Raw genomic sequence first — 25823 nt, 5'->3', positions numbered from 1 at the left:
CTTGGAGAGACGAAAGATGATCTTCGGAAGCATACGGCGTGGCACCCGCGTCAGCGTCGACAACGAGCGGTGCGAGATCTTCGGCTTCTGCGAGATGGAGGCGCCGTCGACGTTCAAGATCGGGCCGGACGGCAAGCTCCGCATCCGCCGGATGGTCGACCGGGACGGGCTGGACCAGGCCATCTCCGCCGCGCGGCTGTGCCCGAAACAAGCCATCAGAGTCAAGGGAGAAGGAGCGTACGACGATGAGTGACGGAGACCGGATCGTCATCGTCGGCGCGGGCGTCGCCGGGCTCCGCTCCGCGGAACGGTTGCGGGAGCTCGGTTTCGACGGCGAGATCGTGCTGGTCGGCGACGAGCCGCGGAAGCCGTACCACCGGCCGATGGTGTCGAAGGAGCTCATCACCGGCGGGGTGAAACCGGTGGCCGCGAGCCTGGAGCCCTACGTCGACCTGGACGTCCACTGGCGGCTCGGCACCCGCGCGACCTGGCTGGACAGCAAGGAGCGCACGGTGCACCTGCCGGGCGGGGAATCCCTGTGGTACGACGGGTTGATCATCGCGACCGGGGTGTATCCCCGGCATCTCCCCGGCTCGCCGCGCCACGACCCCCGGGTCCGGGTGCTGCGCACCGTGGAGGATTCACTGGCCGTCCGGCGGGCCTTGGGCAACAGCAACAAATCCGTCGTGGTGATCGGCAGCGGCCTGATCGGGAACGAGTTCGCCGCGTCGATGCGGTACATGGGCCGGGACGTCACGCTCATCGGTCACGCGAAGGCGCCTTTGCACCGCTTCGGGGAGCGGATCGCGTCGGCGCTCACCAAGGAGCATCAGCACCATCGCGCCAAGCTGGCGATGAACACCGAGGTACGGAACTGGATCAGCACCAAGGAGACGGTCGGGCTGCACCTGACCAACAACCAGTTCCTGGTGGCCAGTTGCGTGGTGCTTTCGATCGGCAGCGTGCCGGCCGTCGACTGGCTGCGCGGATCGGAGCTGACCATCGACGACGGCGTCCTGTGCGAAGCGACCCTGTTCGCCACCGGGGCGGAGGACGTCGTGGTCGCCGGTGACGTCGCGAAATGGCCGAACCTGCGGATCGACGAGACCCCGCGGCGGGTCGAGCACTGGATGAACGGCGTCGAATCCGGGCGCGCGGCGGCGGAAAGCCTGATGCTGGGCCGGGGCAACGCGCGGCCGTACACGCCACTCCCCCGCGCCTGGTCGTCCCTCTACGACGCGCGGTTGCAGACCGTCGGGATGCCGTCGCTGGGCAAGGACACGATCGAACTTTCCGACGGGGTCACCGGTTTCGTCCGCGACGGCAGGCTGATCGGTGCCGCGGGCTGGGACCGGCCGAAGGCGATGATCCACTGGACCGCCGAACTCGACCGGCGGCTGCCGGTGCCCGAGCCGGTGTTCCCCGCGCCCGCTCCTTCGCCGGCGGACACGCCGATCGGGGAGGACATCCTGGCCCCGTTCGAGCGGGACTTCCTGTCCGAGACCCCGACCGAGGCCGTTCCGGCGCCGGAAAGGATGCCCTGGGCTCGCGTTCCCGCCGGGTGACCCGGGAGCGCGAACGGACCGGGGCCGCGCGCGGCGGCCGCGGTCCCCTCAGGTGGCGGTGGGTTGCTGGGCCTCCGCACCCACCGCCACCCCCTGGGGACGCCGGGAGGTATCCGGCCCGACGGTGATTCGGGCTCCGTCGGGTACCGCCTCCAGGCTCCCCGTCTCCGGTCGGGGCCCTTCCAGGCCTGACTCACCTGGGAGGGCCCCGATCCAAGGCGACCGAAGGCTCCTTCTGCTCGACCGCCCGGTCGCGGAACGTGTTGCGAAAGCCACTTTCGCAACGTTGAAGGTTGCGAAAGTGGCTTTCGCAACACCGCTTTCCCGCGTGACTCACGAGGACTGGGGCTTCACGACGACAGTGTCGTCCGGGCCGACCAGACGCCCGTCTGAGGCGTGAATCTCCAGGCCCCGCAACGGAAGCCCGCCGTCGCGGTCCACCAGTTCCGACCGCGGCTCGCCGTCGGCGAAGAAGTGCGCCTCGCCCCATTGCCGCAGCGCGACGATCACCGGGAACAGGTCTCGCCCCTTCGGCGTGAGGACGTACTCGCTGTATGTGCTCCCGTCCGAAGCAGGGACCACCTCGAGCACCCCGTGCCCGACGAGCGCCCGTAGCCGCGCGGACAGGATGTTCTTCGCGACACCCAGGCTGCGCTGGAACTCCCCGAAGCGGCGCACGCCGTCGAAGGCGTCGCGCACGATCAGGAGCGACCACCAGTCGCCGATCGTGTCGACCGAGCGCGCCACCGGGCAGGAGGCGTCGTCGAACGTCGTCCGCTTGACCATGGTTGCATCTTACAACCGAAGTGTCCTACCGTCAGGTGGTAGCAAGTTGAAACCACCTGGAGGGTCTGTGCATCGCGGTGTCGTCCTGTTGTTCGCCGTGGCCGCCGGGACGGCCGTCGCCACGATCTACTTCGCCCAGCCGTTGCTCGTCACCATGGGCGCCGAGCTCGGCATCGCCGCCTCGACCGTCGGCGGCATCGTCACGCTCACGCAGTTCGGCTACGGCCTCGGCCTGTTCCTCCTGGTCCCGCTCGGTGACCTGCTCGACCGGCGGCGGCTGGTCACCGGCCTGCTGACGCTGCTGGCGATCGCCGAACTCGTGGCCGCGACCGCCGTGAACGGCTTGACGCTGTTCGCCGGAATGGCGGCGATCGGCGTGCTCGCGGTGGTCACGCAGCTCCTGGTCGCGTTCGCCGCGTCGCTCGCGAAACCCGGCGAACGCGGACGCGTGGTCGGTCTCGTGACGACCGGAGTCGTCCTCGGGATCCTGCTCGCGCGCACCGTGTCCGGCACACTGGCCGACCTCGCCGGCTGGCGCGCGGTGTACGTCGTGTCCGCGGGGGTGACCGTGGTGATCGCGATCGTGTTGTACCGCATCCTGCCCGCCACGGCCGGAAGCAAGACCATGAACTACTGGCGGCTGCTGCGATCCACGCTCTCCCTCTTCGTCGAGGAGCCCGTCTTCCGCACACGCGGCATCCTCGCGTTGCTGATTTTCGCCGCGTTCGGCACGTTGTGGAGCTCGGTCGCTTTGCCACTCAGTGAGGACGGCCTGTCGCATACCGCCATCGGCGCGTTCGGGCTGGCCGGGGCCGCGGGCGCGCTGGCGGCGGCCCCCGCAGGACGGCTCGCCGATCGCGGCCGGGCGCGGTGGACGACCGGGCTCGCGCTCGGCCTGCTCCTGCTTTCCTGGGTGCCGCTGGGGTTCACCCGCTCGTCACTGTGGGCGCTGGTGGTGGGCGCGATCCTGCTCGACCTCGCCGTCCAGGCCGTGCACGTCACGAGCCAGACCCTGATCTACCCGCTCCGGCCGGACGCCGGGAGCAGGCTGATCGGCGGGTACATGATCTTCTACTCGGTCGGCAGCGGGCTGGGCGCCATCGGCTCGACCGCCGTCTACGCCGTCGCCGGCTGGACGGGCGTCTGCGTGCTCGGCGCGGCGTTCAGCGCCCTGGCACTCACCGTATGGGGTGTCAAAGCCGCTCGATGATGGTGACGTTCGCCGTGCCGCCGCCCTCGCACATCGTCTGCAACCCATAGCGGCCGCCGCGCCGTTCGAGTTCGTGCAGCAGGGTCGCGAACAGTTTCGTGCCGGTCGCCCCGATGGGATGGCCGAGCGCGATCCCGCCGCCGTTGACGTTGACGCGGTCCGGATCGGCGCCCGTCTCCTCGATCCACGCCAGGACGACACTCGCGAACGCCTCGTTGACCTCGAACAGGTCGATGTCGTCGATGCTCAGCCCGGTCTTCCGCAGCGCGTGCGCGGTCGCCGGGATGGGCCCGGTCAGCATCCACACCGGATCGGCCGCCCGCACGGAAAGGTGATGGATCCTCGCGCGCGGGGTGAGCCCGTGCTCCTCGACGAACTTCTCCGACGCGATGAGCGCCGCGCTGGCGCCGTCCGAGATCTGGCTGGCCACGGCCGCGGTGATGCGCGAACCCTCGCTCAGCGGTTTCAGGCCGGCCATCCGTTCCATGCTGGTGTCGCGCCTGGGCCCCTCGTCCAGGGCGGCACCGGCGAACGGAGTGATCTCGGCGGCGAAGCGGCCTTCGTCGATGGCCGCGATCGCGCGCTGATGGCTGCGGAACGCGAACTCCTCCATCGCCTCGCGGGTCAGATCCCAGTGTTCGGCGATCATGTCGGCACTGCGGAACTGCGAGACCTCGACGCTGCCGTACCGCTCCTGCCAGCCCTTCGAGCCGGAGAACGGGTCTTCGAAGCCGTACTCGCGCCCGGCCAGCATCGCCGCGCTGATCGGGATGGCGCTCATGTTCTGCACGCCGCCGGCGAGGACGAGGTCCATCGTCCCGGACAGCACCGCCTGCGCGGCGAAGTGCACGGCCTGCTGGCTCGAACCGCACTGCCGGTCGATCGTCACACCCGGCACGTGGTGCCCGAAACCCGCGGCGAGCCACGCCGTGCGCGCGATGTTCCCGGACTGCGGTCCGAGCGTGTCGCAACAGCCGAGGATGACGTCGTCGACCAGGTCGGCCTCGACGCCCGTTCGCTCGACGACGGCCTGGATGACGTGGGCGCCGAGGTCGGCGGAATGGATGCCACTGAGCGCTCCCCCGCGTTTGCCGACCGGGGTCCGGACCGCGTCCAGCACATACGCTTCAGCCACGTCGCCTCCTCTTGGTCGCGATGCCGTCCAGCAGGATCCCGAGGTACTGCTGCGCGACGTCGTCCGCGCTCAGCGTGCCGCCGGGGTTGTACCAGCGCACCGCCACCCAGACGGTGTCGCGGATGAACCGGTAGGTGAGTTCGACGTCGAGGTCCTCGCGGAACACGCCTGCCGCGATGCCGTCGGTGAGGATCCCGTTCCACAGTTTGCGGAATTCGGTGTTGCGGTCGTTGAGGTAGTCGAACCGCGGCAACTGCATCAGATGCTTCGCCTCGGATTGGTAGATCGCCACCTCGGCGGGCCGCCGGTGAATGGATTCGAACGACGCCACGACGACGGCTTCGAGGGTTTCCCGCGGGCCTTTCCCTTCCGCGACGATCTCGGCGTAGGCGCCGAAGAGTTCGTCGAGGAAGCCGGTGAGGATCTCGTCGGCCATCGACTCCTTCGAGTCGAAATGGTGGTAGAGGCTGCCCGAAAGGATGCCCGCCGCGTCCGCGATGTCCCGCACGGTGGTGGAGACGTAGCCGCGCTCGGCGAACAGCTTCGCCGCCAGGGCGAGCAGTTCGGCGCGGCGGGACCCTGGGCTGGCTTTCATTACTACCTCACGCATGCTGGGAACTCACGGACACGACCTCGCCGGTGAGGTACGACGAGTACTCACTGGCGAGGAACACCATCACATTCGCCACTTCCCAGGGTTCCGCCGCCCTCCCCGAGACCTCGCGCGCGGTGAGTTCGGTGAGCAGTTCCTCGCTGGTCACCTTGGCCAGGAACGGATGCATCGCCAGGCTCGGCGCGACCGCGTTGACCCGGATGCCGTGTTCGGCGACGTCGACGGCCGAACACCGGGTGAGCGCCATGACGCCCGCCTTCGCGGCCGCGTAGTGGGCCTGCCCGGCCTGCGCGCGCCAGCCGATCACCGACGCGTTGTTGACGATCACCCCGCCGTCGCCTTGGGCGATGAACCGGTTCACCGCGGCCCTGGTCGCGCGGAACGTGCCGTTGAGGGTCACGTCGATGACCCGCGCCCATTCGTCGTCGGTCATGTCCACAATGGACTTCGTGCCGCCGAGCCCAGCGTTGTTGATGAGCACGTCGACGCGGCCGTAATGCGCGGCGGCACCGTCGATGAGCGCCCGCACCTGCTCTTCTCGCGTGACGTCGCAAGGGATCGCGTGGACGTCACCGAGCTCGGCGGCCTTCTCGCCCAGCCGCCGCTCGTGCCAGTCGCTGATCACGACGCGGGCGCCTTCCTCCAGCGCGCGTTTCGCCACCGCGGAACCGATCCCGGTGCCGGCCGCCGCCGTCACCACGACCACCTTGTCCCGCAGGAGATTCGCCCCCTCGGGATACTTCGGCACCGGGATCACGGACGTACCTCCCTTGGCAGGCCGAGCACCCGCTCGGCGATGACGTTGCGCTGGATCTCGTTGGAGCCGCCGTAGATCGTGTCCGCGCGCGTGAAGAGGAAGAGCCGTTGCCAGGCGTCAAGCCCGTCTTCCGCGACCATTCCCCGCGCGCCGCGGACGAGCATCGCGAGCTCCCCGAGGTCACGATGCCAGTTCGCCCAGACCAATTTGGACACCTCGGCCACGCCCGGCGACGAGTCGCCCAGAGTGCGGATCGCCTGCGCCCGCATGACCTCCAGGCCCACCCAGGCGCGGTCGATCCGTTCGGCGATCACCGGGTCGTCCGGCGCGATCCTGGTCAGTTCTTCGAGTTCCCGGCGGAAGCCGACCTGTTGCCCGAGCGTCGCGACACCACGCTCGAAGGCGAGGGTGCCCATCGCCACGCGCCAGCCGTCGCCGGGTTCGCCGACCACGAGGTCTTTCGCCGTGCGTGCGCCGTCGAAGAAGACTTCGTTGAATTCCGAAGTCCCGGTGAGCTGCTGGATCGGGCGGACCTCGACGCCGGGCTGGTTCATCGGGACGAGCAAATAGGACAGCCCTCTGTGGCGTTTCGAGCCGGGCTCGGTGCGGGCGAGCACGAAACACCAGTCGGCGACGTGGGCGAGCGACGTCCACACCTTCTGGCCGTTCAGCACCCACTCGTCGCCTTCGAGGGTCGCCGTGGTCGCGACGGCGGCGAGATCGGAACCCGCGCCGGGTTCGGAATACCCTTGGCACCACAGCTCTTCGACGGCCACGATCGGCGGAAGGAATCGCTTCTGCTGTTCGGGCGTGCCGAATGCGATCAGAGTGGGGCCGAGGAGTTCTTGGGCCAGATGACTGACCCGCGCCGGGGCGTTCGCTCGCGCGTACTCCTCGTGGAAGACGACCTGCTGTTCGAGCGTCGCGCCCTGTCCGCCGTGCTCGACCGGCCAGCCGACGCAGGTCCAGCCCGCCGCCGCGAGCCGCCGCTCCCACGCCACGCGTTCGTCGAAGGCCTCGTGCTCCCGTCCCGGACCGCCCAAGCCGCGCAGTTCCGGCGGCAGGTTCTCCGCCAGCCAGGTGCGCACACGGTCACGGAAACCGTCTTGAGCCACGCCTGCCTCCTCTAGCCAAACCAGAGCCTGCTGCGTAGGCTACCCTACCAAGCACTTGCTAGGGAGGCTCGATGTCCGAAGGGACCATCCCGGCGGCGCTCGACAGGGCCGCGGAGCGCTTCGCCGGCCGGGAAGCGCTGGTCGACGGCGAAGTCCGGCTCACCTATGCCGAACTCGCCCGCCGGGTGCGGCAGGCCGCGCGGTTCTTCGAGGGCCACGAACGGGTCGCGATCTGTTCCCCCAACACCTGGCATTGGGTCGTCGCCGGGCTCGGCGCGCTGTACGCCGGTGCGACGCTGATCCCGGTCAACACCCGCTTCACCGCGCGCGAGACCATCGACGTCCTCGAACGCGCGAAGGTTTCCGCGCTGGCGATCACCGGCACGTTCCTCGGCACCGATCGGCTGGCGGACCTCGGCTCCTCACGTCCGGGCACCGTAGTGCGCATCCCCGTCGAGGGCATCGAAGATCCCGTCGACGGCGTCATCGAATGGGACGCGCTCGCCGATCTCGACAGTGATTTCGTCAGTCCCGCGCGCCCCGGCGACGTCAGCGACATCCTGTTCACCTCCGGGACCACCGGCCGCAGCAAGGGCGCGATGAGCAGCCACCGGCAGGCGCTGAGCGTCGCCGAAGCCTGGGCCGAGTGCGGTGGGCTGACCGAAGAAGACCGGTACCTCGTGATCAACCCGTTCTTCCACAGCTTCGGCTACAAGGCGGGGATCCTCGCCGCCGTGCTGCGGGGCGCGACGCTACTGCCCCAGCGCACCTTCGACGTCCGCGAGACCCTGCGGCTCATCGAAACCGAGCGGATCACCGTGCTGCCCGGCGCGCCCACGATCTACCAGGTCCTGCTGGAGGCGCCCGAACGCGGGAACCACGACCTGTCCAGTCTCCGGCTCGCCGTGACCGGCGCAGCCACCGTGCCGGTCACGCTCGTCGAGCGGATGCGGACGGACCTGGACATCGACACGGTGCTCACCGCGTACGGCCTCACCGAAGCGGTGGTGGCGACGATGTCCCGTCCCGAAGACGACGTCGAACTGGTGGCGAACTTCTCCGGCCGCGCGACGGCCGGCTTCGAGCTGAAACTCGGCGAGCACGACGAAGTCCTGCTGCGCGGGCCGAACGTGATGCTGGGCTATCTCGACGATCCGGACGCCACCGCGAAGGCCGTCGACGCCGACGGCTGGCTGCACACCGGCGATGTCGGCGTGCTGAACGAACGCGGGTATCTGAAGATCGTCGACCGGATCAAGGACATGTACGTCTGCGGCGGCTTCAACGTCTACCCGGCCGAGGTCGAGCAGGTGCTGAGCCGCCTCGCCGGGGTCGCCGAAGCCGCCGTCGTCGGTGTGCCGGACGAACGGCTCGGCGAAGTCGGCAAGGCCTTCATCCGGCTCGCCCCCGGAGCCTCACTGTCCACAGAGGACGTATTGACGTACTGCGAAGGCCGGTTGGCCAACTACAAGACACCTCGATTTGTCGACTTCATGGCGGAGCTTCCGCGAAACCTGTCGGGGAAGGTCCTGAAACGCGTGTTGCGGGAGGAGAACGGATGACCGTCGAGTACGAGCGGCGCGGGCCGGTGGCCGTCGTCACGATGAACCGGCCGGAGTACCGGAACGCGCAGAACTCGGCGATGACCTACGCGCTCGACGACGCGTTCACCCGCGCCGTCGACGATCCGGAGGTCAAGGTGATCGTGCTGGCCGGGGCGGGTAAGCATTTCTCCGCCGGGCACGACATCGGGACACCGGAACGTGACGTCGACGTCTCGTTCGAGCGCAAAGCGGTGCTGTGGTGGGATCACGTCGGTGCCGAAGGCGGTGATCAGCGGTTCGCCCGCGAGTCCGAGGTCTACCTCGGCATGTGCCGCCGGTGGCGCGAGATCCCGAAGCCGACCATCGCGAGCGTGCAGGGCGCGTGCATCGCGGGGGCGCTGATGCTGGCGTGGGTGTGCGACATGATCGTCGCCTCCGACGACGCGTTCTTCGCCGATCCGGTGGTGCGGATGGGAATTCCCGGTGTCGAGTATTTCGCGCATCCCTGGGTCCTCGGTCCGCGCGCGGCCAAGGAGGTGTTGTTCACCGGTGAGCGCTTCACGGCCCAGCAGGCCAAGGAATGGGGCATGCTGAGCCGCGTCGTCCCCCGTGCCGACCTCGAAACCGAGACGATGGCGCTGGCGGAGAAGATCGCGGTGATGCCGCGGATGGGGCTCGCACTCGCCAAGAAGGCGGTCAACCAGGCCGAGGATCTGATGGGTCTCCGGTCCGGAATGGACTCCGTGTTCGGGCTGCATCACTTCGCGCACGCGCACAACGCCGAGGTCTCCGGCGGCGACTCGCTGGGCGGGCAGGACGCGCGGTCGATGCGGGACGCGAGTTCGTGATGGACCTCGAACTGGACGAGCGGACAATCGCCTTCCGCGACGAAGCACGTGCCTGGCTCGCCGCGAACGTCCCCGCCGAACCCTTGAAATCGTTCGACACCGCCGAAGGATTCGCTCAGCACCGCGAGTGGGAATCCCGGCTGGCCGACGCCCGCTGGTCGGTCGTCTCATGGCCGCGCGAACTCGGCGGACGGGACGCGAGCCTCTTGGAGTGGGTGCTGTTCGAGGAGGAGTACTACGCCGCGGGGGCGCCGCTGCGGGTCAACCAGAACGGCATCTTCATGCTCGCGCCGACGTTGTTCTCCCACGGCACGGAGGAACAGCAGGCCCGGATCCTGCCGAAGATGGCGCGTTCGGAGGAGGTCTGGGCGCAGGCGTGGTCGGAACCCGAGGCGGGCAGCGACATCGCCGCCCTCCGGAGCACCGCGGCCCGCTGCGACGGCGGCTGGCGGGTCAGCGGGCAGAAGACGTGGAGCTCGCGGGCGGCGTTCGCCGATCGTGCGTTCGGCCTGTTCCGCAGCGACCCGGATTCATTACGGCACAAGGGACTCACTTATCTGATGGTGGATCTGCGCGCCGAGGGTGTCACCGTGCGGCCGATCCCGCAGCTGGACGGCGAACCGGGGTTCGCCGAGATCTTCTTCGACGACGTCTTCGTCCCCGACGAGGACGTGATCGGCGCGCCGGGCGAGGGCTGGCGGGTCGCGATGACCACCGCGAACAACGAACGCGGCCTGTCGTTGCGCAGCCCCGGCCGGTTCCTCGCCGCGGCCGACCGGCTGGTCTCGCTCTGGCAAGAGGCGGGGCGTCCCGCGCATACCGCGGACCGGGTCGCCGACGCGTGGATCGGCGCGCGGGCCTACCAGCTGTACACCCTGGGCACGGTCACCCGCCTCGCCGGCGGCGCCGAACTCGGCCCGGAATCGAGTGTCAACAAGCTGTTCTGGTCCCATCTCGACGTCGCCCTCCACGAGACCGCGCTCGACATCCTCGGCCCGGACGCCGAACTGCGGGACGGCTGGAGCGACGGCTGGCTGTTCTCCCTGGCGGGACCGATCTACGGCGGGACCGACCAGATCCAGCGGTCCATCGTCGCCGAACGGTTGCTCGGCCTGCCGAAGGGGGCTCGATGAGGTTCGCACTCTCCGGTGAGCAGGAGCAGTTCTCCCGCAGCCTGCACGATCTTCTGTCCGGTGTGGACACCGACTCGGCCAACCGTGCCTGGGCGGCGGGCGATCCCGGGCCCGGGCTCAAGATCTGGCGGCGCCTGGCGGAACTGGGCGTGACCGCGCTGGCGGTCCCCGAGAAGTACGACGGGCTCGGTGCCACACCGGTGGATCTGGCCGTCGGCTTCGAACGGCTCGGCTACCACTGCGCTCCCGGGCCGTGGACCGACACCGTGGCCGTGCTGCCGTCCTTGCTGGACGACGAGCTGCTGACTTCGGTCGCGTCCGGTGAGACGCTGGCGTCGGTCGCCTACGCGCCACATGTGCCGTACGCCTTGGATTCCGACGTCGCGGACGCTCGGTTGGCGGTCGAGAACGGCAGGCTGCGCGCGTTCACGCCCGGCACGCTTTTGTCCTCTGTGGACCGTTCACGGCGGCTGTTCCCTCCGGTGACCGGTGACGATCTCGGCACGGCGCTCGACGCGGACCGCGCGTTCGAGCTGGGTTGCCTCGCCACCGCCGCGCAACTTCTCGGCGCGGGACGGTGGCTGCTCGACGCGTCGGTCGCCTATGCCGCGCAGCGCAAGCAGTACGGCCGCGAGATCGGCGGGTACCAGGCGGTCAAGCATCTGCTCGCCGATGTGGCGACCGCGCTCACGCTGGCGGAGCCGCTGCTGTTCGGCGCGGCCGTCACCCTGGACCGGCGCGACGTGTCCGCGGCCAAGGTGGCGTGTGGCGATGCCGCGCACCTCGCCGCCCGGACGGGGCTGCAGGTGCACGGCGCGATCGGCTACACCGCGGAGCACGCGCTCGGCCTGCGCCTGACCAGGGTCCGTGCGCTGGTCGGCGCCTGGGGTACCCCGCGGTTCCACCGGGAGCGGGTGCTGTCGTGACGTTCACCGCCGAGCAGGACGCGCTGCGGGACAGCGTCCGGAAACTGCTGGACCGGGAAGCGGATCCCTGGCCGGAGCTGTGCGAGCAGATCGGCGTGGCGGCGTTGGCCGTGCCCGAACGGTTCGGCGGGCTCGGCGCGGGGACGGCGGAACTGCAGGTCGTCGCCGAAGAACTGGGCCGGGTGCTCGCCGACGTCCCGTTCCTCGGCTCGGCCGTGCTCGCCGTGCACGCCCTCCTGGCCACGGGCAACGACGACGCCTGCGAGCGTCTGCTCCCCCGCCTCGCCGAAGGCACTGTCGGCGCGGTGGCCTGGACCGACGCCGACGGCCGTTGGGATTCGCCTGCCTGCCGTGCCGTCGGCTCCGTGGTGGAGGGCGAGGCGCACTACGTCCTCCACGGTGACGAGGCCGAGATCCTCCTGGTCGTGGCCGACGGCTCGCTGTACGAGGTCTCCGATGGCCGGCGTGTGCGGACTCCGGCCATGGACGAAACGCGTCGGCTGGCCCGTGTGAGTTTCGAGGGCGCTCCCGCCCGGCTGCTCGGCCCCGTCGACCTCGGCGCCTTACGTGACGTGGCTTGTGCCGTCCTGGCCGCCGAGCAGGCCGGGGCCGCGGCGCGGGCGTTCGAGCTGACGGTGGAGTACAGCAAGCAGCGGCACCAGTTCGGCAGGCCGATCGGCGGGTTCCAGGCGTTGAAGCATCGCATGGCGGATCTCCACGTGCTGGTGGAGACCGCGCGTTCGGCGGCCTACGCGGCTCCGGAGTCGAGCAGGCTGGCGGCGGTGGCGAAGGTGCATTGTTCGGAGGCGCTGGCGACGGTGGCGGGCGAGATGATCCAGCTGCACGGTGGGATCGCGATCACCTGGGAGCATCCGGCGCATCGGTATTTCAAGCGGGCGCACGGCGCGGCGCAGTTTTTCGGCTCGCCTGGGGAGCACCTCGGGCGGGTGCGGCCGTCACTATCGTGAGCCGGTGGAGTGCGCGATCTGTGCCAAGCACCGGGGCAAGGGGCCCTTGGCAGGGCCGGTCGTCTGGGCTGACGACATGGTCGTGGTGTCGCACCGTCCCGGCGAGTTCGCCGGGTACCTGTTCGTCGAGACCCGGCGGCACGTCGCGGCGCTGGACGGACTGACCGCGGGCGAGGTGGCGGCGGTGTCGCAGGCGGCCTGGTGCGCGGCTCGCGGCCTGCGGTCGGAGCTGGCTCCGGAGCACGTGTTCTCCGCCATCGCCGGGCGGAGCGTCGCGCATTTCCATCAGCACGTTTTCGTGCGGTATCGGGGAACGCCCTCGGAGATCGGGTGGATGGACGGTCCCTCGTGGACGGGCGCGCCGGTCGTCGACATCGGCGCGCTCTGCCGTCGCCTGGCGGACTACTTCTGATCCAGGAACCGGGTGATGGCGCGGATGCGGTCACCGTCGAGGGTGAGGACCATCAGCCCGGCCGGTGTCTCGCCGTGACGGCAGCGGAAGGCGGGCTGGTTGTTCGCCCGCGTCGGCGTCATGGTGAAACGCTCCACGGGAACGGCCATGGTGACGCGGAGGAAGCCCGCGATCGCTTCGCGGCCGTGGTACTCGTGCGGTGCCGGCGGCATGGCGAGCCAGGCGTCGTCGGTGAGCAGGCCGAGGACGCCGTCGAGGTCGCCCGCGGTGAAGGCGTCGGCGAATCGCCTGGTCAGCTCGCGTTCGCCGGGTGACGGCCGGTGCCCGGCGCGGTCGCGATGCTTGTCCAGTGAGGCGCGGGCGCGCTGGAGGATGCCTTTGACCGCCGTCTCGGTGGTGCCGAGCATGCTCGCGACCTCGCCGGCGGGGAAGCACAGGACGTCGCGCAGGACGAGCACGGCGGCCTGCCTCGGCAGAAGGAGCTGGAGGCCCGTGATGAACGCGAGTTCGATCGCCTCCTTGGTGCTGTAGCGCGCTTCGGGACCGGGTTCGCTGTCGGCGAGTTCGTCCGGATACGGCTGCAACCAGGTCACCTCACCGCGCCGGCTCGGTTCCGGCGGGTCGAAGGGCGGCACCGGCTCCGGTGGGCGACGGCGGCCCGCGTCCCTCAGGGCGTTGAGGCAGCGGTTGGTGGCGATACGGTACAGCCAGGTGCGCAGCGACGAGCGCCCCTCGAAGCCGTCGAGGCCCCGCCAGGCGGCCAAGAGCGTCTCCTGGACGGCGTCCTCTGCGTCGGTGAGTGAGCCGAGGATCCGGTAGCAGTGCAGGTGGAGCTCGTGCCGGTACGTCTCGGCGAGCTCGCGAAACGACCGCTCGTCCGTTGCCCTGATGCTCACAGACCGTTCCTTTCGCGGCGGAGGTGGTGTCTGACTGGATGAAGACCGACGAAAGGAACATCATGACCAGTCCCGCCTTGGATGTCGCGCTCGCCTACCACCACGCGTGGACGGGCAAGGACTTCGAGAAGGCGATGACCTACGTCGCCGACGACATCGTCTGCCACACACCCGGCGGACCGCTCTCCGGCGCGGAGGCGTTTCGCGGGTTCATGGGCCCGTTCACCGAGATCCTGACCGGCTCGACCCTGCTTTCGGCGTTCGGGGACGAGACGACCGCGTTGCTGATGTACGACACGGCGACCCTGCCGGTGGCGAGCGCGCCGGGGGCCGAGTTGCTGACGGTGCGGGAGGGGAAGATCGTGGAGTTGCGGATCGTGTTCGACCGGGCTCCTTTCGATGCGGCTCGGGCTGCTGCTGCTGGGTCTTAGCGGCCTAAGCGACCAGGACATGCGGACGAGGGCGGGCTTCCGCGGTGCGGAACGCTGCCCGCAGCTCGTCGACCACCTTGTCGGGTTCGGTGCGCAGCCGGGACGGCAGCGTTTGAAGCACGACGATTCCCGCTGCGACGTATCGCGCGTTGCGGGCGACGGTGGCACGGTGGTCCTCGAGGCTCGTGTGGTGCAGGAACGAGTCGATCTCCCAGGCCAACGCGATTTCGTCGCACCAGAAATCCGGGGTGGCGATGTAGCCGCCCCGGGCGTCGTGGATCGGGACGTTCCACCGGCCCGGCGGGAGACCGGATCTTCGCCAGAGGTGCCACGCGTCGGCTTCCGCGACCGATCTCGCTCCCGCCACCAATGGGGCCAGCGCGCGTCTCGGCATCGCGGTTCCCGCGGTACGGCCTCGATCGAGCTCGTCGGTGAGCATCTCCGGAGTGCAGAAGCGGCGCTGGACCGCCTCGGCCATCACCGCCTGGGCCTCGTCCTCGTTCGTGAGCCGTCGGACGGTGTCGACGACGGCCCGGGGGACGGGGGCCACTGGCAGGCCTCCTCGCAGATGAGGCCGTGGCAGGCGATTGGTGCGCTCCACACGGACGAAGCCCACATCGGCCACGTCGCGACTCGCGGGAATGAGGACATGCACGACGTCCTTCCTGGGAAGCCGCTCCAGACCATGGCAACGAAGTGCGTACGTTCCGGTGAGCACCGCGCCTTCACGGCCGTGGAGCAAAGCAGCGCGACCACGATGTTCGTCGGTGGGCTCTCCGTTGTTCGTCAGCACGATTCCGGGCAGCAGCGACTGCCAGGGCCCGTCCACGGCGCATCGCCGGGAGATGGTCCGTCGCGGAACACCGATCTCTTCAAGGTCGGCCGCGCGGACCACCACCGGGCGGCCCGGAGCGGTGAGCAGGGGGTGAGACACCCAAGTTCCTCTTCGCACCCGGCCACCATGCGTCAAGCCACCGACAAGATCGGCTTCCGTCCTGCACGAAAGGTCCGGTCACGCGAAAGAAAACTCGTTCATGAAGGATTTGGGACATCGAGTGTCCCAAATCCTTCATGAACGGGCCGCTCACCGAGAAGGTAGGGCCAACCCCCGCACCAACCCACCGGCGCACCGCATTCACCCTGCCCCCGCCCCGGACCAGACTCACAACGGTGACCGCAAACCTCCGCACAGGCAGCGATTTCGCCCGCCTGTCCCGCCGCGTCAGCGAAGCGGGCCTCCTCGACCGCCGTCCCGGCTACTACGTCTTCCGCATCGGCCTGGTCGCCACTCTCTTCGCCGGCGGCTGGATCGCCTTCTTCGCGATCGGGGATTCCTGGTGGCAGCTGGGGATCGCCGTGTTCCAGGCGGTGATGTTCGGCCAGATCGCCTTGCTGTCGCACGACCTCGCGCACCGCCAAGTGTTCCGGACCCGCCATCCGAGCGAGATCGCCGGGCGGATCGCGGGGAATCTCGGCGTCGGCATGAGTTACGGCTGGTGGATGGACAAGCACACCCGCCACCACGCGAACCCGAACCACGAGGACCTCGATCCCGACGTCGATCCGGACATCCTCGTGTGGTCGAAGGAGCAGGCGCGGGCCAGCAAGGGCCTTCCCCGGTTCATCGGCCGCTACCAGGCTTTCCTGTTCTTCCCGCTGCTCACCCTCGAAGGCCTGAACCTGCACTTCTCCGGGATCCGCGCGGTGTGGAAGCCGGGCCTGCGACGGCGCGGACTCGAAGCGGCCCTGCTGCTGACGCATTTCGCGCTCTACTTCAGCGCGCTGTTCGTGGTCCTCTCGCCTGGTAAGGCACTCGTCTTCTTCATCGTCCACAAAGCACTGTGGGGTGTCTACATGGGATCGATCTTCGCGCCCAACCACAAGGGCATGCCGATCCTGTCCGGCGACACCGAACTCGACTTCCTCCGCAAGCAGGTGCTCACGTCCCGCAACGTCCGCGGCGGCCGCGTCGTCGACGTCGCGCTCGGCGGGCTCAACTACCAGATCGAGCACCATCTGTTCCCGAGCATGCCGTCGCCGCATCTTCGCCGCGCCCGGCCCATCGTCCAAGAGTACTGCGCGGAAATCGGCGTCCCGTATCACGAGACGGGTCTCCTGGAGTCGTACGCACTCGCGTTGCGGAGCCTGCACGAAGCGGGCGAGCCGATCAGAGCCAATCATCGGGACGCGGCCACGGCATGAGCGCCGCGAGCGCGTCCGTCACCGGTTCGGTCACCGTGTACCGCCCGCGGTGGAACAGCAGCGGCCGATCGTCGGACGGGTCCCCGAGCGCGGTGACCCGGCCGACGACGACGTAGTGGTCCCCCGCCTCGTGCACCGCTTCGAGCGTGCAGTCGATCCACGTCAAAGCCCCGGTCAGCAACGGAGATCCGGACGGGGCGGGGGTCCAGTCGACCGACGCGAACTTGTCCGCGCCCCGCGCGCCGAACACCGCGCTGATCTCCTGCTGGTCTTCGGCGAGCACGTTGACGGCGAACCGGCCGGACTCGGCGAGTACCGCCCACGTCCGGGAAGTCTTGGCAGGACAGAAAAGCACCAGTGGTGGATCGAGGGAAAGCGCCGCGAACGACTGGCAGGCGAAGCCCACCGGAGCTTCGCCGTCGTGTCCGGTCACCACCGCGACGCCGGTGCAGAAGTGCCCGAGCACCGTGCGGAATCGTGCCGGATCGATGTCCGCGCCGAGGTCCGTCACCGGGGTCACGACTGCCCCGGCGGACGGGCGCCGACTGAAAAGTCGTGTCCCCACAACGAAACCGCCGTACTCTCTCGGGCGATCCAGCTCTCGTCGTCCACCTGACGTCCCTCGCAGCCGTATTCGACATCGAAGCCGCCGGGGGTCTTCATGTAGAACGAGAGCATCAGATCGTTGACGTGCCGCCCGAGGGTCGCCGACATCGGCACCTTCCGGCGGATGGCCCGGTCGAGGCAGAGACCGACGTCGTCGGTTTTCTCCACCTCTACCATGAGATGCACGATGCCACTCGGTGTCGGCATCGGCAGGAACGCGAGACTGTGGTGACGCGGGTTGCAGCCGAAGAACCGCAGCCAGGCCGGTGCGCCGTCGGCGGGCCTTCCGACCATCTGCGGCGGCAGTTTCATCGAGTCCCGCAGCCGGAATCCGAGCACGTCACGATAGAAGCGCAAGGACGCCTCATCGTCGTGTGTGGACAGGACGACGTGCCCGAGCCCTTGCTCGCCGGTCACGAACTTGTGCCCGTACGGGCTCACCACGCGCCGATGTTGCAACGCGACACCGTGGAACACTTCGAGCGTGTTGCCGGAAGGGTCCTCAAAGGACACAAGACCGTCGACCCGACGATCTGCCAGCTGATCCGGCGTGCCTTCCTTGTACGGCACCGAGTGCGCGTCGAGCGACGCCCGGATCTCGTCGAGTTCGCCGGCGTTGGCGACCTCCCAGCCCGCGACGGCGAGCCTGTCGCGCTCACCGGGGAACACCACCAGCCGCGCCGGGAAGTCGTCCATGCGCAGGTAAAGCGCCTCGGGATTGGTGCCGGAACCCTCGACCATGCCGAGGACCTTCAGCCCGTATTCGCGCCACGCGGCCATGTCCGTGGCTTCGATACGCAGGTAGGCGAGCGAGCGGATACCCATCAGGAGGCTCCCAGGAAGTCGAGTGCCAGCCGGTTGAATTCGTCGAATTTCTCCAGCTGCGCCCAGTGTCCGCAGCCGCCGAACACGTGCAACTGGGCACGCGGGATCGTCTTGAGCGCGAGCAGCGCGCCGTCGAGCGGGTTCACCCGGTCTTCCCGTCCCCAGATCAGGAGCACACGCTGACGCAGGCGATGCGCCTCGCGCCACAGCATGCCCTCTTCGTAGGTGTCGGGCTGGGCGAACGACTTGCCCATCGCCTTCATCGCGGCCAGCGACTCCGGCGCGCTCGCGGCGGCGAACCGCTCGTCGATCAGCTCGTCGGTGATCAGCGACTGGTCGTGCACCATGATCCGCAGGAAGGCTTCCAGCTTCTCGCGGCTCGGCCCCGGCGGAGCACTGAACCGGCCGAGGTTCTTGATGCCTTCGGTGGGATCGGGCGCGAACAGGTTGACGCTCAGGCCGCCCGGCCCCATCAGGACGAGTCGCCCGGCGCGCTTCGGGTGGTTGAGCGCGAGCCGCACGGAAGTCCCGCCGCCGAGCGAGTTCCCGACGAAATGCGCCCGCTCGATGCCGAGTTCGTCCATCAGCCCGGCCACGGCGTCCGCGCTGTGCCGGAAATACTGCGGATGCTCGGTCGGTTTGTCCGACCGGCCGAATCCGGGCTGGTCGATCGCCAGGGTCCGGTAGTTCTTGCCGAACACCGGGAGATTACGGCCGAAGTTGCTCCACGCCGACGCGCCGGGCCCGCCGCCGTGCAGCAGGATCACCGTCTCGGAATGTTCCGCGCCCGCCTCGTGGTAGTGCAGCTTGAGTCCACCTTGGACGGTGACGTACTTGCCTTCGGTCATCAGACCATCGCATTCTCGACGGGCAGCCCGAAGGCGCCGGTTCCGAACATGACGTAGGCGCGCTCGGCGTCGTTCGCCGCGTGCACCCGGCCGGCGTGCGCGTCGCGCCAGAACCGCTGGATCGGGGTTCCGGCCTGCAGCGCGCGGCCGCCGGAGTTCTCGAAAAGCCGGTCGATCGCGAAGATCGCGCGTTCCGTGCCGCGGACCTGATCACGGCGGACCCGCAGCCGCGTGGGGAACGGGAGCTTCTCCCCCTTGCACGCCAGCTGGTACAGCTCGTCGATGTTGTTCGTCAGCTGGAGCCAGGCCGCGTCGATCTCGCTGGCCGCCTCGGCGATGCGCACCTTCGCGAACGGGTCCTCTTTGGACTGTTCACCCGCGTACGCCGCGCGGACCCGCTTGCCCTGGTACTCCACATGCGCGTCGTACGCGCCTTGCGCCATCCCGATGATCGGCGCGGTGATCGTGCTCGGATGCACCGAACCGTAGGGGAGTTTGTACAGCGGTCCGGGGTTGATCTCCTGTCCGGGCGTCTTGCACTTCGACGTCGCGATGAAGCTGAGCGCGCGGTGCGCCGGGACGAACACGTCGTTCACGATGATGTCGTTGGACCCGGTGCCGCGCAGGCCCACGGTGTCCCAGACGTCTTCGATCGTGTAGTCGGAGATCGGCACCAGGTAGGTGCAGAAGTCGACGGGTTTGCCGTCCTTGAACGTCGGCCCGCCCAACAGCACCCAGGTCGCGTGGTCGCAGCCGGAGGAGAAACTCCAGCGTCCGCTGAGCCGGTAGCCGCCCTCGACGACGTCCGCCTTGCCCATCGGCGCGTACGACGAGGAGATCCGGACATCGGTGTCGTCACCCCAGACGTCCTGCTGCGCCTGCGCCTCGAACAGGCCGAGGTGCCACGGGTGGACGCCGAGGATGGAGGCGACCCAGCCGGTGGACCCGCACGCGCTCGCGACGAGTTTGACCGCGGTGTAGAAGCTCACCGGGTCGGCTTCGATGCCACCGAAGGTCTTCGGCTGCAGCATTTTGAAGAACCCGGTCTCCTGCAGGGATTTGACGGACTCCTCGGGAACGCGCCTGGCGTCCTCCGCCTCCTGCGCCCGTTCCCGCAGGACCGGCAGCAGCTCCCGGATCCCCGCGATCACGTCCTGCGCGGCGTGCTCGCTCATATGCGTTCCCTCTCTCGCCATACTCCGTGAACCGGATCCAAGACTAGAACACGTTCTCGTTTTTGTCGACCGATCCCCGGTCGAGCGCACTGTGCAGTCCGGCACGCCGACCGGAAAACACGCAGTCGGCCAGCGACAGACCGCTCACATAAGACCTAGAACAGATTCCCACCGCGGTCCGGCCCGCCGCGTACAGACCGCGGATGGGGACACCGGCCCCGGAACGCACGGCACCGGTCTCTTCGTCGACGACCAGGCCGCCCAGCGTCAGCATCGGGCACGGATAGCCGAGGTTCGGCTTGATCGAGACGTCGATCAGCGAATACGGCGCCCGATCCAGCGACCGCGCGAATTCCGCCGGCTTACCCACCGGATCCGCGCCGGAACGCGCGGCCTCGACGGTGGCGGCCAGCCCGCCCGGGTCGACGCCCGCCTTGCGCGCGACCTCGTCCAGCGACCCGGCGACGACCCGCTGCCGCAGCAGATACCGCACCTGAAGTCCTTGGAACCATTGGCTTTGCCCGCGCGCGTCCCGTTTGACCTCCCCGACGATGGCGTCGTCGACCAGCAGCCAGCCGCGGCCGCCGTGCCCGGTGATCATGCGTTCGCCGACGGCGGCGCCGTAGCGGGATTCGTCGATGATCCGGCCGCCCGTCTCGTCCACGAGCAGCCCGCCGAGGAACGCCGACGGCGGGGTGATGAACCGCCAGGCGGAGATCCGCCCGAGTTCGGCGGTGGCCCCGCCCACCTCGACACCCATCCGGATGCCGGACCCGTCGTCGGCCGACGTCCCGAGTGCCAGCCCGCCCCGGTACGCGGGGGCGTGCTCGCGCACCATCTCGCGGTTCGCGATGAAGCCGCCCGCCGCGAGAACGACCCCGCGTGTGGCGGAAATCCGCAGCTCACGTCCGTATCGGCGTTCGATCCGCTCCGCCCGCCGGTGCAGCGACTTCCGCAGCGACGGCACGTAGATCCCCGGTTTCGCGGCATACGCGGACAGCCTCCGGTGCGCGGCCCGCACGCGGGCGGGAGCGTCCCGCAGGGTGGACACCACGACGCCGGTGACGGTCCCGTCGGCGTCCACGATCAGGTTCCGCGCCGCCGTCTGCGGCAACACCTGGATCCCGCGGCTCCGGACGGCGTCGGCCAGGCGTTTCATCAGCAGCTTCCCGGAGGTGCCCGGCCCCTTGACGCGATGCCCGCGCGGCGCCGGCTTGGCCGCCTCGCGGAAACCGCCGGCCGCCTCGCTGCCCGAGTAGTACAGATAGTGCTTGTCGCTCGGATAAGACGTCTTGTACGGGCACAGACTGCCCTCGAACGGGACGCCGTTGCCTTCCAGCCACGAGATCATCTCCGTACTCCCCGCGCAGAACCGCCGCAGGGTCTCTTCGGAGACGACGTCGCCGACTTCGAGCCGCAGATAGTCGTACATCGCGTCGACGCTGTCGTCGACGCCCGCGTCCCGCTGCTGCGCCGTCCCGCCACCGGCGTAGACGACACCGCCGCTGACCGCGCTCGCGCCACCGCCGGAGAACCGGTCCAGCACGAGCACCCGGGCACCGGCGTCGGCCGCTTCGATCGCCGCGCAGGCGCCCGCCGCACCGAAACCCACGATCACCACATCCGCGACGAGGGAGTCCATGGCCCCACCCTAGAACTAGAACACGTTCTCGTCTATGGTGACTGGAGCAGCGCGGATGCTGCTCGATGCTTCCTACAACGTGTTTCAGGTGAGGGGCGTATGGAGTTCGACGTGATCGTGGCGGGCACCGGTGCCGCCGGGATGACCGCCGCACTGTCCGCAGCCCACCGGGGACTCGAGGTCCTGGTCGTGGAGAAGGCCGCCCACTTCGGCGGCTCCACCGCCCGCTCCGGCGGCGGCGTCTGGATCCCCGGCAACCACGCGCTGCGGGCGGCCGGGATCTCCGAACCCCCGGAGCGGGCGCGCGAATACCTCGAAGCGATCGTCGGTGACGTGGTCCCCGCCGAACTGCGGTCGGCCTTCCTCGACCGCGGCCCCGAGGTGCTGTCCTTCGTCTGCGACCACACGCCGCTGCGCTTCCGCTGGGTCCGCGGTTACTCGGACTACCACCCGGAGGCTCCCGGCGGGCGCGCCGGCGGACGCTCGGTCGAACCGGTCGCGCTCGACGGCAACCTGCTGGGCCCGGAACTGGCGAATCTGGAGCCGCCGTACAGCGCTCCCCCGCTGGGCGCGCCGATCACCCAGGCGGACTACCGGTGGCTGAGCCTGCTCGCCCGGCACCCGCGCGGGATCCTCCGCGTGCTGAGCCTCGGCGGCCGCTGGCTCGCCGGCCGGATTCGCCGTCAGCGGTTGCTGTCCATGGGGCAAGCGCTTGCGGCCGGGTTGCGCGAGGGACTGCGGCGGGCGGATGTCCCCGTCTGGCTGAACACTCCCCTGGTGGATCTGGAGATCGAGGGCGACCGGGTGACCGGCGTCGTCGTGCGCCACGAGGGTGAGGACAAGACGATCCGCGCGCGGCTCGGCGTCGTCCTCGGCGCGGGCGGGTTCGAGCGCAACGAGGAGATGCGGGTCAAGTACCAGCGGGCGCCCATCGGTACGGAGTGGACCGTCGGCGCCGAAGCCAACACCGGCGACGCCATCGACGCCGGGCTCAAACTCGGCGCGGCCGTCGACCTGATGGACGACGCCTGGTGGGGTCCGTCCATCCCGCTCACCGGCGGCCCGTGGTTCGCGCTCGCCGAGCGGTCGCGGCCGGGCTGCCTGATGGTCAACGGGCGGGGCGAGCGCTTCGTCAACGAGTCGGCGCCGTACGTCGAGGCCGTCCACGCGATGTACGGCGACGGGGACGGCCCCGGCGAGAACATCCCGACCTGGCTGGTGTTCGACCAGCGCAACCGCAACCGGTACATGTTCACCGGCCTCGGCCCGCGCCAGCCGCTGCCCGGCCGCTGGTTCAAAGCGGGCATCGCGGTCAAAGCGAGCACCATCGCGAAACTCGCCGAGCGGATCGAGGTCCCGGCCGACGCGCTGGAGAACACCGTGCGCCGGTTCAACGGCTTCGCGAAAAGCGGCGTGGACGAGGACTTCCACCGCGGGCGCAGCGCGTATGACCACTACTACGGCGACCCGCGGAACAAACCCAACCCCAGCCTGGGCCCGCTGGACGTCGCGCCGTACTACGCGGTGAAGATCGTGCCCGGCGACCTGGGCACCAAGGGCGGATTGAGGATCGACCCGCACGCGCGCGTCCTGCGCGAGGACGGGTCGGTCATCGACGGGCTTTACGCGGCGGGCAACACGAGCGCGGCGGTGATGGGCCGCACCTACGCCGGCCCCGGCGCGACGATCGGCCCGGCGATGGTGTTCGGCTACCTTGCGGCCGAGCACCTCGCGCAGCAAGATCACACCAAAGCGGGAGGCAGCCGATGACGACGGAATCCGTACGGCAGATCGACGCGGGCGCGCCCCCTGCGCGGTTCGCGCGCGGGTGGCACTGCCTCGGCCTCGCCGAGACGTTCCGCGACGGGAAACCACACGCCATCACCGCGTTCGGGACGAAACTGGTGGTCTTCGCCGATTCGTCCGGCAAGCTGAACGTGCTCGACGGGTACTGCCGCCACATGGGCGGCGACCTCACCCAGGGCGAGGTCAAGGGCGACGAGATCGCCTGCCCGTTCCACGACTGGCGCTGGAACGGCAACGGCAAATGCGTGTCGATCCCCTACGCCAAACGGGTTCCGCTGCGGGCGCGCACGAAGTCGTGGCAGGTGCTGGAGGAGAACAAGCAGCTGTTCGTCTGGCACGACCCGGAGGGGAACCCGCCGCCGGAAGACGTCGTCATCCCGCGCATCGAGGGCATCTTCACCGGCGAGTGGAGCAACTGGACCTGGGACTCGGTGCTCATCGAGGGCTCCAACTGCCGCGAGATCATCGACAACATGGTCGACATGGCGCACTTCTTCTACATCCACTACGCCTTCCCGACCTACTTCAAGAACGTGTTCGAGGGCCACATCGCCACGCAGTACCTGAACACGAAGGGCCGCCCGGACAAGGGCATGGCGTCGAACTACGGCGGCGAGGAGAACCTGCTGCGGTCCGAGGCGTCGTACTTCGGCCCGTCGTACATGATCAACAAGCTGCTCAACACGTACCAGGGTTTCGAGATCGAGAACGTGCTGATCAACTGCCACTACCCGGTCACCGAGAACTCGTTCGTCCTGCAGTGGGGCGTGAGCGTGAAGAAGTTCGAGGGCGTCTCGGACGAGCACGCGGACAAGATCGCCGGGAAGTTCGCCAAGGGTATCGGCGTCGGCTTCCTGCAGGACGTCGAGATCTGGCGCAACAAGACCCGCATCGACAATCCGTTGCTGTGCGAGGAAGACGGGCCGGTGTACCAGCTGCGCCGCTGGTACGACCAGTTCTATGTGGACGCGGCCGACGTCACCGAGGACATGACGCGCCGGTTCGAGTTCGAAGTGGACACCAGCCGCGCCAACGAGGTCTGGGCGGCGGAGGTGGCCGAGAACCTGGCACGGCAGCAGGCGGAAGAGGCCGGGGTGTGAAGCCCGAGACCGTCGAATTCCTCACCGCCGGGCTGCGGCCGCTGACCTGCCGCTCGTGCGGGACGTGCGTGCTGGTCAAGAAGAACAGCATGCAGCACACCAGCATCCAGTGGACGAGTGACGCGTCCCGGAGCTGCCCGGTGTTCGCCGAGCAGAAGGCTTCCGGGGCGCAGACCGCGTTGCTCGACACGTGCGGCAATCTCAGCGAGAGCATCGAAGCCGCGTTGAAGGACGGCCTGCTGGAGGTGCCCGAATGAGCGGTCCCGTCACCGTGACCGTGGCCGAGGTGATCACCGAGACGGCCGACGCGCGCTCGATCGTGTTCGAGATCCCGGCCGAGCACGTCTCCGCCTTCTCTTACGTCCCAGGGCAGTTCCTCACGCTGCGCGTGCCGAGCGACCGGACCGGTTCGGTGGCCCGGTGCTACTCGCTCTCCAGCGCGCCGCACGAGGGCCGGGTGCAGGTCACCGTCAAACGCACCGCCGACGGTTACGGGTCGAACTGGCTGTGCGACAACCTCCGGGCGGGTCAGGAAGTCCAGGTTCTCCCGCCGGCCGGGGTGTTCAGTCCCGCGTCGCTCGACGAGGACTTCCTGCTGCTCGCGGGCGGCAGCGGGATCACACCGGTGATGTCGATCCTCAAATCCGCGCTGGAGCACGGCACCGGCAAGGTGGTGCTCCTGTACGCCAATCGCGACGAGAGCTCGGTGATCTTCGCGAGGGAGCTGGCGGACCTCGCCGCCCGGTACTCCGACCGGCTGGTCGTCGTGCACTGGCTGGAGAGCCTGCAAGGACTGCCGACGGAGACGCATCTGCGCGCGCTGGTGGCGCCGTACACCGCGCACGAGGCGTTCATCTGCGGACCCGGCCCGTTCATGGACGCGGCGCGCGCGGTGCTCAAGGAGCTCGGGCTGCCGCGCAAGCGGATCCACCTGGAGCGGTTCCTGTCACTGGGCGGGAACCCGTTCGAGGTGGCCGAGCCCGTCGCCGTCGAAGAGGCCGAGACCCCGGCGTCGGTCGAGGTCACCCTCGACGGCGAGACCAGGAACCTCGCGTGGCCTCGCCGGACGAAACTGCTGGACCTGTTGCTGGAAAAGGGTTTCGACGCGCCGTACTCGTGCCGCGAGGGCCAGTGCAGCGCGTGTGCCTGCCGGGTCACCTCCGGCGAGGTGAAGATGCTGAACAACGAGGTCCTCGACGGCGACGACATCGCCGAAGGCATCGTGCTGGCGTGCCAGTCCCTGCCGCTGACCGACGAGGTCACCGTCACCTACGAGTAGG

27 protein-coding genes are annotated in these 25823 nt (G+C 69.1%); 15 read left to right on the top strand and 12 right to left on the bottom strand.

Annotated features, from left to right (window positions below; all coding sequences use genetic code 11):
• Nucleotides 1–16: 16 nt before the first annotated feature.
• Together AVR91_RS13670 and AVR91_RS13665 are read left to right on the top strand one after the other, a co-directional pair.
• Nucleotides 17–253, top strand: coding sequence for a ferredoxin (locus AVR91_RS13670; RefSeq protein WP_007033644.1), 237 nt, complete (start codon nucleotides 17–19; stop codon nucleotides 251–253).
• Entirely contained in the window at nucleotides 246–1565 is a 1320-nt protein-coding gene (locus AVR91_RS13665) for an NAD(P)/FAD-dependent oxidoreductase (protein ID WP_063271378.1), read from the top strand. The genes AVR91_RS13670 and AVR91_RS13665 overlap by 8 nt, the downstream gene beginning before the upstream one ends.
• 333 nt (nucleotides 1566–1898) lie before the next feature.
• Here the strand turns inward: AVR91_RS13665 and AVR91_RS13660 are convergent, their stop codons facing one another.
• Nucleotides 1899–2351, bottom strand: a complete 453-nt coding sequence (locus AVR91_RS13660) for a winged helix-turn-helix transcriptional regulator (RefSeq protein ID WP_063271379.1) — start codon at nucleotides 2349–2351, stop codon at nucleotides 1899–1901.
• A gap of 67 nt (nucleotides 2352–2418) precedes the next feature.
• Between AVR91_RS13660 and AVR91_RS13655 the strand changes: the two genes are divergently transcribed.
• On the top strand, nucleotides 2419–3561 hold the full coding sequence (locus AVR91_RS13655) for an MFS transporter (protein ID WP_063271380.1): 1143 nt from the start codon (nucleotides 2419–2421) through the stop codon (nucleotides 3559–3561).
• Here the strand turns inward: AVR91_RS13655 and AVR91_RS13650 are convergent.
• From AVR91_RS13650 to AVR91_RS13635, 4 genes are read right to left on the bottom strand one after another with little or no spacing between them, the layout of a single operon-like run.
• The gene (locus AVR91_RS13650) at nucleotides 3545–4696 is read right to left on the bottom strand and encodes an acetyl-CoA C-acetyltransferase (RefSeq protein ID WP_063271381.1); all 1152 of its coding nucleotides are present in this window, start codon (nucleotides 4694–4696) and stop codon (nucleotides 3545–3547) included. The two genes, AVR91_RS13655 and AVR91_RS13650, sit on opposite strands and share 17 nt — an antisense overlap.
• Complete coding sequence (locus tag AVR91_RS13645) at nucleotides 4689–5291, bottom strand: TetR/AcrR family transcriptional regulator (RefSeq protein WP_034317213.1); 603 nt, start codon at nucleotides 5289–5291, stop codon at nucleotides 4689–4691. Before AVR91_RS13645 ends, AVR91_RS13650 begins: the two co-directional genes overlap by 8 nt.
• A 7-nt stretch (nucleotides 5292–5298) precedes the next feature.
• A complete protein-coding gene (locus AVR91_RS13640; RefSeq protein ID WP_063271382.1) occupies nucleotides 5299–6066 on the bottom strand; it encodes an SDR family oxidoreductase in 768 nt (255 codons plus the stop codon).
• Entirely contained in the window at nucleotides 6063–7181 is a 1119-nt protein-coding gene (locus tag AVR91_RS13635) for an acyl-CoA dehydrogenase family protein (protein WP_063271383.1), read from the bottom strand. The genes AVR91_RS13640 and AVR91_RS13635 overlap by 4 nt, the downstream gene beginning before the upstream one ends.
• A gap of 71 nt (nucleotides 7182–7252) precedes the next feature.
• Between AVR91_RS13635 and AVR91_RS13630 the strand changes: the two genes are divergently transcribed.
• The 6 genes from AVR91_RS13630 to AVR91_RS13605 are packed head-to-tail and all read left to right on the top strand — an operon-like array spanning nucleotide 7253 to nucleotide 13012.
• On the top strand, nucleotides 7253–8743 hold the full coding sequence (locus tag AVR91_RS13630; protein WP_063271384.1) for a FadD3 family acyl-CoA ligase: 1491 nt from the start codon (nucleotides 7253–7255) through the stop codon (nucleotides 8741–8743).
• The gene (locus tag AVR91_RS13625) at nucleotides 8740–9573 is read left to right on the top strand and encodes an enoyl-CoA hydratase (protein ID WP_063271385.1); all 834 of its coding nucleotides are present in this window, start codon (nucleotides 8740–8742) and stop codon (nucleotides 9571–9573) included. The genes AVR91_RS13630 and AVR91_RS13625 overlap by 4 nt, the downstream gene beginning before the upstream one ends.
• A complete protein-coding gene (locus tag AVR91_RS13620; protein ID WP_063271386.1) occupies nucleotides 9573–10706 on the top strand; it encodes an acyl-CoA dehydrogenase family protein in 1134 nt (377 codons plus the stop codon). Before AVR91_RS13625 ends, AVR91_RS13620 begins: the two co-directional genes overlap by 1 nt.
• The gene (locus AVR91_RS13615) at nucleotides 10703–11632 is read left to right on the top strand and encodes an acyl-CoA dehydrogenase family protein (RefSeq protein ID WP_063271387.1); all 930 of its coding nucleotides are present in this window, start codon (nucleotides 10703–10705) and stop codon (nucleotides 11630–11632) included. Before AVR91_RS13620 ends, AVR91_RS13615 begins: the two co-directional genes overlap by 4 nt.
• Nucleotides 11629–12600: an acyl-CoA dehydrogenase family protein gene (locus AVR91_RS13610; RefSeq protein WP_063271388.1), complete on the top strand. Its 972-nt coding sequence runs from the start codon at nucleotides 11629–11631 to the stop codon at nucleotides 12598–12600. Before AVR91_RS13615 ends, AVR91_RS13610 begins: the two co-directional genes overlap by 4 nt.
• Before the next feature lie 4 nt (nucleotides 12601–12604).
• Nucleotides 12605–13012: an HIT family protein gene (locus tag AVR91_RS13605; RefSeq protein ID WP_143253993.1), complete on the top strand. Its 408-nt coding sequence runs from the start codon at nucleotides 12605–12607 to the stop codon at nucleotides 13010–13012.
• On the opposite strand, the gene AVR91_RS13600 is transcribed toward AVR91_RS13605, so the two are convergent.
• Nucleotides 13003–13908, bottom strand: a complete 906-nt coding sequence (locus AVR91_RS13600) for an RNA polymerase subunit sigma-70 (protein WP_063271390.1) — start codon at nucleotides 13906–13908, stop codon at nucleotides 13003–13005. The two genes, AVR91_RS13605 and AVR91_RS13600, sit on opposite strands and share 10 nt — an antisense overlap.
• Before the next feature lie 62 nt (nucleotides 13909–13970).
• Between AVR91_RS13600 and AVR91_RS13595 the strand changes: the two genes are divergently transcribed.
• The gene (locus tag AVR91_RS13595) at nucleotides 13971–14339 is read left to right on the top strand and encodes a nuclear transport factor 2 family protein (protein WP_063271424.1); all 369 of its coding nucleotides are present in this window, start codon (nucleotides 13971–13973) and stop codon (nucleotides 14337–14339) included.
• A 4-nt stretch (nucleotides 14340–14343) separates the two neighbouring features.
• Here AVR91_RS13595 and AVR91_RS42795 read toward each other — a convergent pair whose 3' ends face one another.
• Nucleotides 14344–15273, bottom strand: coding sequence for a hypothetical protein (locus tag AVR91_RS42795; RefSeq protein ID WP_228709194.1), 930 nt, complete (start codon nucleotides 15271–15273; stop codon nucleotides 14344–14346).
• 236 nt (nucleotides 15274–15509) lie between these two features.
• Here AVR91_RS42795 and AVR91_RS13585 point away from each other — a divergent pair, with 236 nt between their 5' ends.
• On the top strand, nucleotides 15510–16541 hold the full coding sequence (locus tag AVR91_RS13585) for a fatty acid desaturase family protein (RefSeq protein ID WP_063271391.1): 1032 nt from the start codon (nucleotides 15510–15512) through the stop codon (nucleotides 16539–16541).
• On the opposite strand, the gene hsaB is transcribed toward AVR91_RS13585, so the two are convergent.
• The 5 genes from hsaB to AVR91_RS13560 are packed head-to-tail and all read right to left on the bottom strand — an operon-like array spanning nucleotide 16507 to nucleotide 21637.
• Nucleotides 16507–17061, bottom strand: a complete 555-nt coding sequence (gene hsaB, locus AVR91_RS13580; RefSeq protein ID WP_063271392.1) for a 3-hydroxy-9,10-secoandrosta-1,3,5(10)-triene-9,17-dione monooxygenase reductase subunit — start codon at nucleotides 17059–17061, stop codon at nucleotides 16507–16509. The two genes, AVR91_RS13585 and hsaB, sit on opposite strands and share 35 nt — an antisense overlap.
• On the bottom strand, nucleotides 17058–17972 hold the full coding sequence (gene hsaC / locus AVR91_RS13575) for an iron-dependent extradiol dioxygenase HsaC (RefSeq protein WP_063271393.1): 915 nt from the start codon (nucleotides 17970–17972) through the stop codon (nucleotides 17058–17060). The genes hsaB and hsaC overlap by 4 nt, the downstream gene beginning before the upstream one ends.
• Nucleotides 17972–18820, bottom strand: a complete 849-nt coding sequence (hsaD, locus tag AVR91_RS13570; protein WP_016332856.1) for a 4,5:9,10-diseco-3-hydroxy-5,9,17-trioxoandrosta-1(10),2-diene-4-oate hydrolase — start codon at nucleotides 18818–18820, stop codon at nucleotides 17972–17974. The genes hsaC and hsaD overlap by 1 nt, the downstream gene beginning before the upstream one ends.
• The gene (hsaA, locus tag AVR91_RS13565; protein ID WP_063271394.1) at nucleotides 18820–19995 is read right to left on the bottom strand and encodes a 3-hydroxy-9,10-secoandrosta-1,3,5(10)-triene-9,17-dione monooxygenase oxygenase subunit; all 1176 of its coding nucleotides are present in this window, start codon (nucleotides 19993–19995) and stop codon (nucleotides 18820–18822) included. The genes hsaD and hsaA overlap by 1 nt, the downstream gene beginning before the upstream one ends.
• Before the next feature lie 43 nt (nucleotides 19996–20038).
• Nucleotides 20039–21637, bottom strand: a complete 1599-nt coding sequence (locus AVR91_RS13560) for an FAD-binding protein (RefSeq protein ID WP_063271395.1) — start codon at nucleotides 21635–21637, stop codon at nucleotides 20039–20041.
• 99 nt (nucleotides 21638–21736) lie between these two features.
• On the opposite strand from AVR91_RS13560, the gene kstD reads away from it, so the two are divergent.
• Genes kstD through AVR91_RS13540 form a run of 4 tightly spaced genes read left to right on the top strand, consistent with a single transcriptional unit; the run spans nucleotide 21737 to nucleotide 25822 of the window.
• The gene (gene kstD, locus AVR91_RS13555; protein WP_063271396.1) at nucleotides 21737–23407 is read left to right on the top strand and encodes a 3-oxosteroid 1-dehydrogenase; all 1671 of its coding nucleotides are present in this window, start codon (nucleotides 21737–21739) and stop codon (nucleotides 23405–23407) included.
• Complete coding sequence (locus tag AVR91_RS13550) at nucleotides 23404–24543, top strand: Rieske 2Fe-2S domain-containing protein (protein ID WP_063271397.1); 1140 nt, start codon at nucleotides 23404–23406, stop codon at nucleotides 24541–24543. The genes kstD and AVR91_RS13550 overlap by 4 nt, the downstream gene beginning before the upstream one ends.
• Nucleotides 24540–24800: a hypothetical protein gene (locus AVR91_RS13545; RefSeq protein WP_063271398.1), complete on the top strand. Its 261-nt coding sequence runs from the start codon at nucleotides 24540–24542 to the stop codon at nucleotides 24798–24800. The genes AVR91_RS13550 and AVR91_RS13545 overlap by 4 nt, the downstream gene beginning before the upstream one ends.
• Nucleotides 24797–25822, top strand: a complete 1026-nt coding sequence (locus AVR91_RS13540; protein ID WP_063271399.1) for a ferredoxin--NADP reductase — start codon at nucleotides 24797–24799, stop codon at nucleotides 25820–25822. Before AVR91_RS13545 ends, AVR91_RS13540 begins: the two co-directional genes overlap by 4 nt.
• Nucleotide 25823: the final 1 nt, after the last annotated feature.

Source organism: Amycolatopsis keratiniphila subsp. keratiniphila (assembly GCF_001620365.2).
Taxonomy (GTDB): Bacteria; Actinomycetota; Actinomycetes; order Mycobacteriales; family Pseudonocardiaceae; genus Amycolatopsis; species Amycolatopsis keratiniphila.
Note: the sequence above shows the minus strand (reverse complement) of the source record. Positions and strands in the feature narration are given on the sequence as shown.